This window comes from Nocardioides jishulii (genome assembly GCF_006007965.1).
Taxonomy (GTDB): domain Bacteria; phylum Actinomycetota; class Actinomycetes; order Propionibacteriales; family Nocardioidaceae; genus Nocardioides; species Nocardioides jishulii.
The window spans coordinates 1226205-1239416 of the sequence record NZ_CP040748.1 but is presented as its reverse complement, the minus strand read 5'-3'; the positions used below and the strand labels follow the sequence as shown (position 1 = coordinate 1239416).

Annotated in this window: 15 protein-coding genes; 10 read left to right on the top strand and 5 right to left on the bottom strand. The window is 71.4% G+C overall.

Going from position 1 to position 13212, the window contains the following annotated elements:
• The first annotated feature begins 156 nt into the window (after positions 1–156).
• The 5 genes from FCL41_RS05845 (at position 157) to FCL41_RS05825 (ending at position 2712) form a co-directional block, all read left to right on the top strand.
• Complete coding sequence (locus tag FCL41_RS05845) at positions 157–744, top strand: DUF3043 domain-containing protein (RefSeq protein WP_137066594.1); 588 nt, start codon at positions 157–159, stop codon at positions 742–744.
• A 34-nt stretch (positions 745–778) separates the two neighbouring features.
• On the top strand, positions 779–1324 hold the full coding sequence (locus tag FCL41_RS05840) for a GNAT family N-acetyltransferase (protein WP_137066593.1): 546 nt from the start codon (positions 779–781) through the stop codon (positions 1322–1324).
• A gap of 110 nt (positions 1325–1434) precedes the next feature.
• On the top strand, positions 1435–1659 hold the full coding sequence (locus tag FCL41_RS05835) for a hypothetical protein (protein ID WP_137066592.1): 225 nt from the start codon (positions 1435–1437) through the stop codon (positions 1657–1659).
• 37 nt (positions 1660–1696) lie between these two features.
• The gene (locus tag FCL41_RS05830) at positions 1697–2416 is read left to right on the top strand and encodes an AzlC family ABC transporter permease (protein ID WP_137066591.1); all 720 of its coding nucleotides are present in this window, start codon (positions 1697–1699) and stop codon (positions 2414–2416) included.
• Entirely contained in the window at positions 2413–2712 is a 300-nt protein-coding gene (locus tag FCL41_RS05825) for an AzlD domain-containing protein (protein ID WP_137066590.1), read from the top strand. The genes FCL41_RS05830 and FCL41_RS05825 overlap by 4 nt, the downstream gene beginning before the upstream one ends.
• 19 nt (positions 2713–2731) lie before the next feature.
• Here FCL41_RS05825 and dapB read toward each other — a convergent pair whose 3' ends face one another.
• The gene (gene dapB, locus FCL41_RS05820) at positions 2732–3511 is read right to left on the bottom strand and encodes a 4-hydroxy-tetrahydrodipicolinate reductase (RefSeq protein WP_137066589.1); all 780 of its coding nucleotides are present in this window, start codon (positions 3509–3511) and stop codon (positions 2732–2734) included.
• Between the two features lie 81 nt (positions 3512–3592).
• Here dapB and FCL41_RS05815 point away from each other — a divergent pair, with 81 nt between their 5' ends.
• The 3 genes from FCL41_RS05815 to FCL41_RS05805 are packed head-to-tail and all read left to right on the top strand — an operon-like array spanning position 3593 to position 5304.
• On the top strand, positions 3593–4108 hold the full coding sequence (locus FCL41_RS05815) for a class I SAM-dependent methyltransferase (protein ID WP_137066587.1): 516 nt from the start codon (positions 3593–3595) through the stop codon (positions 4106–4108).
• Between the two features lie 54 nt (positions 4109–4162).
• Positions 4163–4768 carry a transposase gene (locus FCL41_RS05810; protein ID WP_137066586.1) on the top strand — a complete coding sequence of 202 codons (606 nt, stop codon included), beginning with the start codon at positions 4163–4165 and terminating at the stop codon, positions 4766–4768.
• On the top strand, positions 4765–5304 hold the full coding sequence (locus tag FCL41_RS05805) for a hypothetical protein (protein WP_137066584.1): 540 nt from the start codon (positions 4765–4767) through the stop codon (positions 5302–5304). Before FCL41_RS05810 ends, FCL41_RS05805 begins: the two co-directional genes overlap by 4 nt.
• Before the next feature lie 73 nt (positions 5305–5377).
• Here the strand turns inward: FCL41_RS05805 and FCL41_RS05800 are convergent, their stop codons facing one another.
• From FCL41_RS05800 to ptsP, 4 genes are all read right to left on the bottom strand, one after another.
• A complete protein-coding gene (locus tag FCL41_RS05800; RefSeq protein WP_239021803.1) occupies positions 5378–6766 on the bottom strand; it encodes a M16 family metallopeptidase in 1389 nt (462 codons plus the stop codon).
• Positions 6763–8985 (bottom strand): polyribonucleotide nucleotidyltransferase, encoded by a 2223-nt coding sequence (locus FCL41_RS05795; protein ID WP_137066580.1) that lies wholly within the window; start codon positions 8983–8985, stop codon positions 6763–6765. The genes FCL41_RS05800 and FCL41_RS05795 overlap by 4 nt, the downstream gene beginning before the upstream one ends.
• A 268-nt stretch (positions 8986–9253) precedes the next feature.
• Positions 9254–9529: a 30S ribosomal protein S15 gene (gene rpsO / locus FCL41_RS05790; protein ID WP_056862426.1), complete on the bottom strand. Its 276-nt coding sequence runs from the start codon at positions 9527–9529 to the stop codon at positions 9254–9256.
• Positions 9530–9697: 168 nt separating this feature from the next.
• Positions 9698–11398 (bottom strand): phosphoenolpyruvate--protein phosphotransferase, encoded by a 1701-nt coding sequence (gene ptsP / locus FCL41_RS05785; RefSeq protein WP_137066578.1) that lies wholly within the window; start codon positions 11396–11398, stop codon positions 9698–9700.
• A 101-nt stretch (positions 11399–11499) separates the two neighbouring features.
• Here ptsP and FCL41_RS05780 point away from each other — a divergent pair, with 101 nt between their 5' ends.
• Entirely contained in the window at positions 11500–12267 is a 768-nt protein-coding gene (locus tag FCL41_RS05780; protein ID WP_137066577.1) for a DeoR/GlpR family DNA-binding transcription regulator, read from the top strand.
• Positions 12264–13211 carry a 1-phosphofructokinase family hexose kinase gene (locus tag FCL41_RS05775; protein WP_137066576.1) on the top strand — a complete coding sequence of 316 codons (948 nt, stop codon included), beginning with the start codon at positions 12264–12266 and terminating at the stop codon, positions 13209–13211. Before FCL41_RS05780 ends, FCL41_RS05775 begins: the two co-directional genes overlap by 4 nt.
• Position 13212: the final 1 nt, after the last annotated feature.

Here is a 13212-nt window from a genome sequence, read left to right as displayed (position 1 = left end):
GCGTGCCCCTCCTCGTGCGGGTCGGTGTCCTGCGAGCTTCGACGGTGTCCCAACCCTAGGACATTCACCAAGGCACGTCCTCCCCCCCACGTCCCGGTAGAATCGCAGTGCCCGAGCCAGCGGGTCCCCGCCACGTCGTCACGAAGGTCGTCCGCGTTGTTCCGTCGCAACCAGCCCGCCCCCTCCGCCCCGGAGACCACCGCTCCCCCCAAGCCCGGTGGCAAGGGACGTCCGACGCCCAGCCGCAAGGAGGCCGAGGCCGCAGCCAGGGCCCGCGCGAAGACCCCGCGCACCCGCAAGGAGATGGCCGCAGCCCAGCGCGCGGCCCGCGCCGAGTCGACCCAGCGCACCCGCGAAGCGCTCAAGACCGGTGACGAGCGCTTCCTCCCGGCACGCGACCGTGGTCCCGTGCGTCGCTTCATCCGCGACTACGTCGACGTGCGCTTCTCCTTCATCGAGCTGCTGATCCCGATCATGGTCATCAGCCTGATCCTGGGATGGACCGGCAACGCCTACCTGATGAACCTCAGCGAGGTCGTCCTGCTGGGCGCCATGGTCTTCATCGTCATGGACATGGTGTGGCTGCGGATGCGTCTGCGCCGCGAGCTCACGCAGCGCTTCCCGGGCGAGCCCCTGAAGGGCACGACCTACTACGCGGTGATGCGCGCCATGCAGATGAAGTTCATGCGCCTGCCCAAGCCGACCCGCAAGATCGGCGAGCAGCTTCCCGACACCTACCGCTGACCCGCGGGAGGGCCTGACCCGGCAGGATGAGGGCATGAGTGCTCCCTCCGCCGATGTCAGCGTTCGCGTGGCCTGGGCCGACGACGCCCCGGCCATCGCTGCCGTGCAGGTCCGGGCCTGGCAGTCCGACTGGGCCGGGACCGTTCCCGCCGACCGCCTGCCGGACGACCCTCGGGTGCTGGAGCCCGTCTGGCGCACGGCACTTGTCTCCCCCGGCGACGCCCGGCGACGCGTGCTGGTGGCACTCGAGCGCGACCGCCTGGTCGGGTTCGTGCTGACCGGTCCCGCCACCGACCCGGACTGCGACCAGGTGGTGGTCGGCGAGATGACGGACCTGACGGTGGAGCCGGGCGAACGCGGCGCAGGGCACGGATCCCGGCTGCTGCAGGCCGCCGTCGACACACTCGTGGCGGACCAGTTCACCACCGCCGTCACGTGGGTGGGGAGCCGCGACGACGCGCTGCGCACCTTCCTCACCGACGCAGGATGGGACGCCGACGGCGCGCACCGCGAGCTCGCACTCGACGAGGACGCCGCCACGGGCGTACGACAGGTGCGGCTGCACACCGCCATCGGCTGACGGCGCCCCGCCTCACGCGGCGGCACGGCCTCTTGATTTCCTGGCCGCGCGCGGCACCATGGAGTGGTGCACGTCACTGTCGACGTGCCAGCGTCGAAGGAGCGGCCGTCATGTTCGGACCCCTGCCGCGGTTCCACCGTCTCGTCATTGCCGGCACCCTGCTCGCCGTCAGCGTCGTGGTCGGCGTGTGGGTGGGGGCCAACCCCCAGGTGCCGGTCGTCACCTCCGCCGGCGTGGTCCTCGGCATCGTGGTCGGTGCTGCCCTGGCGTGGTTGACGGTGCACGAGAGCCGTCGTGAGCGCGCGGCGCTCCTGCGTACGCAGCGCCGTCGCTGACTCCTGGCCCGCGAAGGACGTGGGCTAGGGTCTGCGCGTGCCGACGCCCAGCCCGACCACCGACGGTGGGCCTCCGTGGCGCAGCGCCCTGGTGCGTGACTCGTGGGGGGTCGGCATCGCCACCGGCGTGTACGGCGTCTCGTTCGGCGCCATCTCGGTCGCGGCCGGCCTGTCGGTCCTGCAGACCTGCGCACTGTCGCTGGTGATGTTCACGGGCGCCTCGCAGTTCGCCTTCGTCGGCGTCGTGGCGGCAGGCGCGAGTCCGTGGTCAGCGGCTCTGACCGCGACCCTCCTCGGCACGCGCAACACCCTCTACGGACTCAAGCTCGCCCCGACCCTGGGCCTGAAGGGGCAGCGCCGTTGGCTGGCAGCCCACCTCGTCATCGACGAGTCGACCGCCATGGCGGTGACCCGCGACACCCCCGAGCAGGCCCGCGTGGGGTTCTGGCACACCGGCGGCTCCATCTTCCTGCTGTGGAACCTGGCCACGCTCGTCGGCGCGGTCGCGGGCGACCACATCGGTGACCCACGGGTCTACGGGCTCGATGCGGCGGTGGGGGCGGCGTTCCTCGCCCTGCTGTGGCCGCGCCTCGCCTCACGCAGCAACCAGGCGATCGGCCTGCTCGCCGCCGTCGTGGCACTCGGACTGGCCCCCTTCACAGGAGCTGGGGTCCCCGTGCTCGCAGCCGGAGGCGTCGCCCTGCTCGCCGGCCTGCTGCGACCGGCTGCCCCGGACGGCCCCGGAGCGGTGCGATGACTTGGGTCGCCGTGGCAGTCGCGGGCGTCTCCTGCTACCTGCTCAAGCTCGCCGGCATGTCACTGCCCCCGGCCGTGCTCGCCCACCCGGTCGTCCGTCGGGTGGCCGACCTGATCCCGGTGGCGCTGCTGGCCTCCCTGATCGCGGTCCAGGTCTTCACCTCGGGCAGCACGCTCACGCTGGACGCACGCCTGGCCGGGCTCGCCTTCGCCGTGGTGGCGCTCGTGCTCCGCGCGCCGTTCCTGGTCGTGGTCTTCGGCGCGGCGCTCACCGCCGCGCTCGTCCGCCTGCTCTGAGCTGCGTACGCCGGCGGGCTCAGCGTGGCAGGTCGAGGAAGTGCTCGAGGCCCACGGTGAGGCCGGGGTGGTCCTCGATGGCGCGCAGGCCAGCGAGCACGCCCGGGCCGAACCCGGCGCGGTCGAGCGAGTCGTGACGGATCGTGAGGGTCTCCCCCAGCTCTCCGAGGATGACCTCCTGGTGTGCGACCAGGCCGCGGACGCGCACCGAGTGGACCGGGATCCCCTCGACGTCGGCTCCGCGGGCACCGGCGAGGGCGGTGCTGGTGGCGTCGGGCATCGCTGCGGAGCCTGCGGCGCGGCGTGCCTCGGCCACCAGCTCGGCGGTGCGCCGGGCCGTGCCGGAGGGCGCGTCGGCCTTGGTCGGGTGGTGGAGCTCGACGATCTCGACGGAGTCGAAGAAGGGCGCCGCCTGGGCGGCGAAACGCATCATGAGGATGGCGCCGATGGAGAAGTTGGGAGCGATGAGCACGCCCGTGCTCGGCGCCCCCTCCAACCACGTACGCAGCTGCGCGAGGCGGTCGTCGTCGAAGCCGGTGGTGCCGACGACGGCGTGGATGCCGTGGTCGATGCAGTACTCCAGGTTGCCCATGACGACGTCGGGGTGGGTGAAGTCCACGACTGCCTGCGCCCCGGCCTCGACGAGGACCTCGATGCTGTCGCCCGCGTCGACCTCGGCCACGAGGGTCATCCCCTCGGCGTCCTCGACGGCTCGGCAGATCTCCCTGCCGACCTTGCCGCGCGCCCCCAGGACGGCGACTCGGAGCTCAGAGGTGGCAGCGTGGGTCGCGGTGTTCACGAGGCACAACTTAGCGTCCTCGGCGTTTCCATCGGGTGGCGGTGCCTGACTAGGTTCCGCAGTAGTGGCAGGCTGTACCCCATGGCTCTGCAGACGATTCCGCCCAGGATCAAGTGGGCGGTGGACGTGATGGACGTGCAGCCCACCGACCAGGTGCTCGAGATCGGCTGCGGCAACGGCGCCGGCGCCGAGCTCATCTGCTCGCGCCTCCAGGGCGGCAAGCTGTTCGCGATCGACCGGTCCGAGTCGGGCGTCGACCGCACGAAGCGACGCAACGTCCAGCACGTGGAGGCCGGGCGGCTGACGGTGCGCCAGATCGACCTCGCCACGCTGCGCGTGCCCGTGAAGCGGCTGACGAAGGTCTTCGCCTTCAACGTCAACCTCTTCTGGGTGCGCGACTGTCCCGACGAGGTGGCGCTGCTGCACGAGCGCGTGGTGCCCGGCGGAGCGGTCTACCTCTTCTACGAGGCCAACCGCCCCGAGCTCGTGCCCAACATCGTGAAGAAGGCGTCCAAGTCGTTGGTGGACGGCGGCTTCCGGGTCTCGATCGTGGAGAACAAGGCCCCGGCCGTGATCGGCCTGATCGCCCGCCGCTGAAGGTTTTTCCCTTATGCCTTGCGTCCATAAGGGTTTGACCTAATACTGGTCGGCATGAGTCCTGCTTCGCTCCGAGCGGTCGTGCTGACCGTCGACCAGCGCGGAAGCCGTCGCTCCGACGACGCCGTGCCGGCCGCCCTCGCGCTGCTGGCGGACGTGGAGGTCCTGCGCCCCTGGGAGCGGACCGCAGGAGACGAGATGCAGGCCGTCCTCGACTCCCCCGCCTCCGTGACGGCGGCGATCGAGAGGCTCGTCCGCGACGGACGCTGGCACGTCGGTGTCGGGATCGGCGGGATCGAGGCCCCTCTCCCGGACTCGACGCGCGCCGGGCGCGGCGAGGCGTACGTCGCCGCACGCGCCGCCGTCGGGGCCGCCCGCACGGCCCCGCACCACCTCCGGGTCGAGGGCGACAACGCGTGGTGCCGCCACCTCGAGTCGGCCCTGTGGCTCTGGGCAGGCGTGCTGGAACGCCGCTCCCCCAAAGGCTGGGAAGTCGTCGACCTCCTGGCCGCAGGCACGACGTACGAGCACGTCGGCGCGACCCTGGGCATCAGCCAGTCGGCGGTGAGTCAGCGGGCCGCCGCGGCAGGTGTGGTGGAGGCTGGACGCGCCGCCGACCTGGCCACCTTCCTGACCGCCCACGCCCTGGAGACCGCATGACGACCGCCGCTGCCCTCACCACCAGCGCCCTGCTCGCCGCCGCCCTCGTCCTCGCGGCCTGCGGCTGGCGCCTGCACGGGAGTCGACTCGTGGCCGGTGGCCTCGTCGCCGTCGTGGCAGTGCTCGCTGTCGTCCTGCAGGGCGCCGACCCCGACCTCGGCTCCGGGTTCGCCGACCTCTCCGTCGTCGCGGCCCTGGGCCTGCTCGCCGTCTTCGGTGGCGGACCCGTGACCGCAGCCACCTTCCGCCTCGTTGACGGGCCCGGCGCCCCGGCCGCCGGGTCGACCCGCCGGGCCGCCGAGGTGCTGCGTGGCGGCGCCTGGATCGGGGCCCTCGAACGGGTCGCGATCTTCGCGGCCCTGCTCAGCGGGTGGCCCGAAGGCCTGGCGCTCACGCTTGCTCTCAAAGGGCTGGGGCGCTATCCCGAGCTGCGCAACGAAGAGCGCACGGGCATCGCCGAACGCTTCCTGATCGGGACCTTCGTGAGCGTCCTGTGGGCCTGTGCCTGCGCCGGACTGGCCCTGCTGGCCCTCTGACGTACGAGGGCCCCGACACCACCACGGTGTCGGGGCCCTCCTAACGTTGTGCGTCTGCGGTTGCGCGTCCGCCTCAGGGACCGACGGTGGCCAGGACCTCCGGCTGGACGAAGAGCTCGGCGGCCAGTGCGTTGACCTGCTCGAGGGTCACGGCGTCGATGGCCTCGAGCACCTCGTCGATGCTCATCAGGCGGTCGTAGACCAGCTCGGCCTTGCCGAGGCGTGACATCCGAGCGGCGCTGTCCTCGAGGCCCAGCACCAGCCCACCGCGCAGCTGCCCCTTGCCGCGGGCCAGCTCCTCGGGGGTGATCCCCTCGGCCGCCAGCCGGGCGAGCTCAGCTCGGACCACGGTCAGGGTGTCCTCGACCTTGGCAGGCAGGCAGGCGACCCCGACACCGACCAGGCCGGCCACGTCGTGGTGGGAGGAGAACGAGTAGACCGAGTAGGCGAGCCCGCGCTTCTCCCGCACCTCCTGGAAGAGCCGGGAGGAGGTGCCACCACCGAGGGCGGTGTTGAGCACCCCCAGCACGAAGCGCCGCGGGTCGTTGCGCGTCAGTCCGCGCACGCCCAGCACCAGGTTGACCTGCTCCAGCGACCGGGTGACCGTACGGCTGCCCGGGGTGACCGGGTCGGCGGCGTCGGTGATCGTCGGAAGGACGGGCGTGCCGGTTCGCTCCAGGAAGCCGTTGCGGTTGAACGCCGCCTCGGCCGCCCGGACCACGGCGTCGTGGTCGACGTTGCCCGCCACCGTGACCACCATGGTGGCCGGCCGGTAGTGGGTCTCGTAGAAGTCGAGGATCTGCTCGCGCGTCATCGACTCGATGGACTCCACCGAGCCGGCGATCGGGCGGCCCAACGGCGAGTCCCCCCACGCCTGGAGGGCGAAGAGGTTGTGCACGACGTCGTCCGGGTCGTCGTCGTGCATGGCGATCTCGTCGAGGATCACCTCACGCTCGGCCTCGACGTCCTCGTCGGTGATCACCGAGTTGGTCACCATGTCGCCGATGACGTCGACGGCGAGCGCCATGTCGGTGTCCAGGACCCGTGCATGGAAGCAGGTGTACTCCTTGGCGGTGAAGGCGTTGAACTCACCGCCGACCTCGTCGAGGGCCACGGAGATGTCCATGGCGGAGCGCTCCCGGGTGCCCTTGAAGAGCAGGTGCTCGAGGAAGTGGGAGGCGCCGTGCAGCGCCCCTTCCTCATCGCGCGAGCCGACCGCGATCCACACACCCACGCTGGCCGAACGCACCCCGGCCATCTGCTCGCTGAGGATCCGCAGCCCGCCGGGGAGCAGCGTGCGGCGTACGACCGAGGTCACCTGGCCGTCGGCGTCACGCACGGTCTGCAGGGTCTCGGTGGTGCCCGCCTGCTGGGGCGCAGGGGCGGGCTGGGCGTCACTGGAAACGGCCGACCGGCCAGCAGAATCCTGCTGGCCGGTCGGTCGGTGGTTCGCGTGGGTCACTCGGAGTCGGATCCCTCGGCGTCCTCGGCAGCCGCGTCGTCACCCTCGACGACGGGGACCAGCGAGAGCTTGCCGCGGTCGTCGATCTCGGCGATCGCCACCTGGATCTTCTGGCCGACCGAGACGACGTCCTCGACGTTCTCGATGCGCTTGCCGCCGTTGAGGGCCTTCAGCTTCGTGATGTGCAGCAGGCCGTCCTTGCCCGGCATGAGCGAGACGAAGGCACCGAAGTTGGTCGTCTTGACGACCGTGCCCAGGTAGCGCTCACCGATCTCCGGCATGGTCGGGTTCGCGATCGCGTTGATCGCGGCCTTCGCAGCCTCGGCAGCCGAACCGCTGGTGGCGCCGATGTAGACGGTGCCGTCGTCCTCGATGGAGATCGAGGCGCCGGTGTCGTCCTGGAGCTGGTTGATGATCTTGCCCTTGGGACCGATGACCTCGCCGATCTTGTCGACCGGCACCTTCACGGTGATGATGCGCGGAGCGAACTCCGACATCTCGTCAGGACCGTCGATGGCCTCCGCCATGACCTCCAGGATCGCCGAGCGGGCGTCCTTGGCCTGGTTGAGCGCCTTGCCGAGGACCTCGGCCGGGATGCCGTCGAGCTTGGTGTCGAGCTGGAGCGCGGTGATGAACTCCGAGGTGCCGGCGACCTTGAAGTCCATGTCGCCGTAGGCGTCCTCGGCACCGAGGATGTCGGTCAGCGCGACGTACTCGGTCTTGCCGTCGACCTCGTCGGAGATGAGACCCATGGCGATGCCGGCCACGGGAGCCTTCAGCGGCACACCGGCGGCGAGCAGGGCCAGCGTCGAGGCGCAGACCGAACCCATCGAGGTGGAGCCGTTGGAGCCCATGCACTCCGAGATCTGGCGGATCGCGTAGGGGAACTCCTCGCGGCTCGGGAGCACCGGCAGGATGGCGCGGCGCGCGAGCGCACCGTGACCGACCTCGCGACGCTTCGGCGAGCCGACGCGGCCCGTCTCACCCGTGGAGAACGGGGCGAAGACGTACTTGTGCATGTAGCGACGGTGCTTCTCCGGGGAGAGCGTGTCGAGCTGCTGCTCCATCTTGAGCATGTCGAGCGTCGTGACACCCAGGATCTGGGTCTCGCCGCGCTCGAAGAGCGCCGAGCCGTGCACGCGCGGGACGACGCCGACCTCGGAGTGCAGCGGGCGGATGTCCGCCAGGCCACGGCCGTCGATGCGGACCTTGTCGCGCAGGACGCGCTGGCGCACGAGAGCCTTGTTCAGCGCGCGGAAGGCCGCGCCGATCTCCTTCTCGCGACCCTCGAAGTCACCGGCGACCTTCTCCAGCAGCTCGGCCTTGATCTCGTCGAGGCGCTCCTCGCGCTCCTGCTTGCCGGCGATGGTGAGCGCCTGGGCGGTGGCGTCGGAGACGGCGGCCTCGACGGCTGCGTAGACGTCGTCCTCGTAGTCGAGGAAGATCGGGAACTCCTGGACCGGCTTGGCGGCGGTCTTGGCGAGCTCGACCTGGGCCTCGACGAGCTGCTTGATGAAGGGCTTGGACGCCTCGAGGCCACCGGCCACGACGGCCTCGGTGGGCGCGGTGGCGCCGTTGCCGACGAGCTCGAAGGTGCGCTCGGTCGCCTCGGCCTCGACCATCATGATCGCGACGTCACCGGTGTCGGTGACACGACCGGCGACGACCATGTCGAAGACGGCGTCCTCGAGCTGGGCGTGGGTCGGGAAGGCCACCCACTGGCCGTCGATCAGGGCCACGCGGGTGGCGCCGACGGGACCGGAGAAGGGCAGGCCGGAGAGCTGGGTCGACATCGACGCAGCGTTGATGGCCAGCACGTCGTAGGGCTGGTTGGGGTCGAGCGACATGACGGTGATGACGACCTGGACCTCGTTGCGCAGACCCTTCTTGAAGGTCGGGCGCAGCGGGCGGTCGATGAGGCGGCAGGTGAGGATGGCGTCCTCGCCCGGGCGACCCTCGGAACGGAAGAACGAGCCGGGGATCTGACCCACGGCGTACATGCGCTCCTCGACGTCGATCGTGAGGGGGAAGAAGTCGAAGTGGTCCTTCGGCTGCTTGCCGACCGTGGTGGCCGAGAGAAGCATGGTCTCGTCGTCCAGGTAGGCCGTGACGGCACCGGCGGCCTGACGGGCCAGCAGGCCGGTCTCGAACTTGACGGTGCGCTTGCCGAACTTTCCGTTGTCGAGAGTGGTCTCGACGGCAGAGATGATGGGTTCCACTGTGTGGGGTGGTCCCTTTCTGTACGCGGAGCCCCGGCGATGACCTGTCCCCGACGGGGACGTGGGCCGGTCTTCGATCGAGACCCGCAGCCGACGTGTGTCGCCTGCAAGCCACTACCGAGGACCGGGCCGATTCGCGGGTCGCTCCTGATGGTTGTCTTTTCAGTTGTACGGGGGGCGCGAGCTGATGTCGCGACTCACCGATCGAATCCTACCGAGAAATGTGCGAAAGGGCCCACCCCGCGCGGGGTGAGCCCTTTCGCATCGTTCAGCGTCGGAGGCCGAGGCGCTCGACGATCGAGCGGTAGCGCGCGATCTCGGTCTTCTGCAGGTAGTTGAGCAGACGACGGCGCTGGCCGACGAGCAGGAGCAGACCACGACGGCTGTGGTGGTCGTGCTTGTGCTGCTTGAGGTGCTCGGTCAGGTGCGAGATGCGGTGGCTCAGGAGAGCGATCTGCACCTCGGGCGAACCGGTGTCACCCTCGGTCGTGGCGTACTCGGCGATGATCTTCTTCTTGGTCTCCGCGTCAGTTCCGATCGACATGCGGGGCTCCCTTCGGTTCGTTGCGCGGCGCGCCCGGGCCTGTTCACCGGGGCACTGTGGATCCGCGGCCGTTTCACGGCAACCGGACAAAGTTACCCCACCGGCGCGGAGGGACCCAAAACGTGCACGCGGGTGCAGCGAAGCAGGGTCCGCCAGCGCCGGCGTGACTCAGACGAGCGCGCGGCGTACGGCCTCGCGGGCGGCCCGGGGGTCGCGCGCGGAGAGGGCCGCCTCGGCGGCCGCCTCGCACGCGCCCATGGTGACACGGGACAGCTGGGAGCCGACGCTGCGGACGGCCCGGGCGGCCATCGACAACGAGGTCACCCCCATCCCGACCAGAGCGGTCGCGAGCAACGGGTCGGCGGCTGCCTCCCCGCAGACGCCCACCGGCTTGCCGACCTCGGCGCCTGCATGGGCGGTGATCGCGATGAGCTGGAGCACGGCCGGCTGCCAGGGGTCGGTGAGGTGGGCCAGGTCGGCGGCCGTCCGATCGGCGGCCATCGTGTACTGGGTCAGGTCGTTGGTGCCGATCGAGAGGAAGTCGACGACCTCGAGCATCTGGTGGGCGAGCAACGCGGCACTGGGCACCTCCACCATGACCCCGGGCTTGAGCCCACGACTGCGCACCACGGCGGCGAACTGCTCGGCCTCCGCGACCGTGGCCACCATCGGCGCCATCACCCAGGCGTCGGCGCCGGTGCGCCCGGCCGCCAGGGCGATCGCGTCGAGCTGTCGCTCCAGCAGCCCCGGGTTGCCGAAGGCGAGGCGCAGGCCCCGCACGCCGAGGGCCGGGTTCTCCTCCCCCTCGTGGGTGGCGAAGGCGATCGGCTTGTCCGAACCCGCGTCCAGGGTGCGGACCACGACGTGGCCGCGGTCCCGGAACGGGTTCAGGACCTGCGCGTAGATGTCGGCCTGCTCGTCGACGCCAGGCTCCTCGGCCCGGTCGAGGAAGCAGAGCTCGGTACGGAAGAGACCCACCCCATCGACCGGCTCGTCGCTGGCCCGCTGCGACGACCGCCCGTCGGCGACGTTGGCGAGCAGCTGCAGGCGTACGCCGTCAGCGGTCGCCGCAGGACCGGCCCAGGCCTGGAGCAGCTCACGCTCGGCGCGGCTGGCCTCGACCAGGCCCCGGGCCTCGTCCGGGTCGGCGCCGCGGACGACCGTGCCGGCCTCACCATCGACGAGGACGTACTCCCCCTCCACCACGTCGGTGACCCCAGGGACCCCGACCACGCACGGGATCCCGAGCTGACGGGCGATGATCGCGGTGTGGCTGGTCGGGCCGCCGCGCTCGGTGACCAGCGCGACGACCTGGTCGGCGTCGAGACCCGAGGTGTCGCTGGGAGCGAGGTCGGAGGCGACGAGCACCGAGGGCACCAGGGGTGTCGGGACCCCGGGCGCGGGCTCGCCCACGAGCCGGGCCACCAGCCGTCGCTCGATGTCGCGCAGGTCGGTGGCCCGCTCGGCCATCAGCCCACCCATGGTGGTGAAGACGGTGACGAACTGCTCGACCGCCGCATGCACCGCGGCGACGGGTCCCCCGCCGGACCCCAGCGCCTTGGCGACCGCTGAGCGCAGGCCCTTGTCGCGCACCAGCCCGGCGCTCGCCGTCAACACCTCGGCGGCCGGCCCGTGCGCCACCGCGGCCTTCTCGGTGAAGGTCTCGGCAACGAAGGCAACCGCCTCGTCGTAGGCGGCGAGCGCCTCGTCCTCGGTCGCGAAGCCACCGTCGCCGAAGCGGGCGACGGCCTCGGGCGACACGTCCGTGGTCACGTGCACGGCAGGGCCGGCCGCGATCCCCGCGACGACCGGCGTACCGGAGAGCGAGTGGGCGCCCGGGTCGGATCCGGAGGGGGTCTCAGTGGTCATGGTCACACCGTATGCCACGAATCTCTTGACTCTCAACACATTCGGGACTAAAACAACAGATACGCAGATCCACATTTGGGGTCGTCCCACCAGGAGGTCCGGTGTACGCCGAGGAACGGCAGCAGTCGATGGCACAGCTGATCAGCCGCACAGGGCGGCTGGCGGTCGCCGACCTCGCGCAGGAGTACGCCGTCACCACCGAGACCGTGCGGCGCGACCTCTCGACGCTGGAGCGGATGGGGCTGGTGAAGCGGGTGCACGGCGGCGCCGTCCCGGCCAGCTCACTGCGGATCATGGAGTCGGTCGTCGGCGAGCGCGAACGGGCCAACACCGCCGCCAAGGACGCGATCGCGCAGGCCGCCCTGATCTTCCTGCCCCCGCCCGACTCGGTGGTCGTGCTCGACGCCGGCACCACCACCACCCGGCTGGCCACGGCGCTGCCCCGCGACCACCGCCTGCACGTCGTGACCCACGCCGTGCCGGTGGCCGCTCGACTGGCCGGGTCGCCCCACATCGACCTGTACCTGCTCCCCGGACGCGTGCGCGCCACCACCCACGCCGCCGTCGGCGCCGACACGGTGGCAGCCCTGGCCGACCTGCGGGCCGACGTCGCCTTCGTCGCCACCAACGGCCTCAGCGTCGACCACGGGCTCACCACGCCGGACCGCGACGAGGCGGCCACCAAGCGGGCCATCGTGGCCTCGGCCCGGCGCGTGGTCGTCCTGGCCGACTCGAGCAAGATCGGAGTGGAGATGGCCCAACGCTTCGCCACCCTCGACCAGGTCTCCGCCCTCGTCACCGACGACGGGATCGACAGGCACGAGCGCACAGCACTCGAGCGCGCCGGGGTGGAGGTGGTGGTCGCATGATCGTGACCCTCACCCCGAACCCGAGCATCGACCGGACGATCACCCTCGGCGGCCCGCTGCGTCGCGGAGGCGTCCAGAAGGCCACCTCCACGGGTGACCAGCACGGCGGCAAGGGCGTCAACATCTCCCGTGCCTGCCTCGCGGCCGGCCTCTCCACCGTCGCCGTCCTGCCGGCCCACGAGGAGGATCCCTTCGTCGTCGGCCTGCGCCACAGCGGCGTCGAGTGCCGCCCCGTCCCCCCGGCCGGCCCGATCCGCACCAACATCACGATCACCGAGCCCGACGGCACCACGACCAAGGTGAACACCCCCGGCGCCCGGGTCACCCCCGAGCACACGGAGGCGATGGCGCGGGCCGTGACCGACCTGGCGCCGCACAGCGCCTGGACCGTGCTGGCCGGATCCCTGCCGCCCGGTGCCGAGTCGACCTTCTACGCAGACGCGGCCCAGCGCCTCCACCCGACCCCCACCAAGGTCGCCGTCGACACGAGCGGCGCCGCGCTGGCCTCACTGGCCGCCGCCCTCCCGGTCGCCGCCCCCGACCTCATGAAGCCCAACGGCGAGGAGCTCGCCTCCCTGACCGGCGTCGACCCGGTGGCGCTGGAGGCCGACCCCCTCGCCGTCGCCGCCGCCGCCCAGGCCCTCGTACGCCGCGGAGCCGGCGCCGTGCTCGCCTCGCTCGGCGCGAACGGGGCAGTCCTGGCCACGGCCGAGGGATCGTGGCACGCCACTCCCCCACCGACCACGGTCGTCAGCACGGTCGGCGCGGGCGACTCGTCCCTCTTCGGCTACCTGCTGGCCGACCAGCGGGGCCTCGACGCACCCGGCCGGCTCGCCATGGCCGTCGCCTACGGCAGCGCCGCCGCCGCTCTGCCCGGCACCACCGTTCCCACCCCCGACCAGGTCAACCCCGACCTGGTCACCGTCACCGTGCTCGGAGGATGAC

Bases quoted from the DNA above. Each gene is read 5' to 3' on its own strand.
- FCL41_RS05840 (WP_137066593.1), top strand. From the start codon at position 779: ATGAGTGCTCCCTCCGCCGATGTCAGCGTTCGCGTGGCCTGGGCCGAC.
- FCL41_RS05835 (WP_137066592.1), top strand. From the start codon at position 1,435: ATGTTCGGACCCCTGCCGCGGTTCCACCGTCTCGTCATTGCCGGCACC.
- FCL41_RS05825 (WP_137066590.1), top strand. From the start codon at position 2,413: ATGACTTGGGTCGCCGTGGCAGTCGCGGGCGTCTCCTGCTACCTGCTC.
- FCL41_RS05815 (WP_137066587.1), top strand. From the start codon at position 3,593: ATGGCTCTGCAGACGATTCCGCCCAGGATCAAGTGGGCGGTGGACGTG.
- FCL41_RS05810 (WP_137066586.1), top strand. From the start codon at position 4,163: ATGAGTCCTGCTTCGCTCCGAGCGGTCGTGCTGACCGTCGACCAGCGC.
- FCL41_RS05805 (WP_137066584.1), top strand. From the start codon at position 4,765: ATGACGACCGCCGCTGCCCTCACCACCAGCGCCCTGCTCGCCGCCGCC.
- rpsO (WP_056862426.1), bottom strand. From the start codon at position 9,529: ATGTCGATCGGAACTGACGCGGAGACCAAGAAGAAGATCATCGCCGAG.
- ptsP (WP_137066578.1), bottom strand. From the start codon at position 11,398: ATGACCACTGAGACCCCCTCCGGATCCGACCCGGGCGCCCACTCGCTC.
- FCL41_RS05775 (WP_137066576.1), top strand. From the start codon at position 12,264: ATGATCGTGACCCTCACCCCGAACCCGAGCATCGACCGGACGATCACC.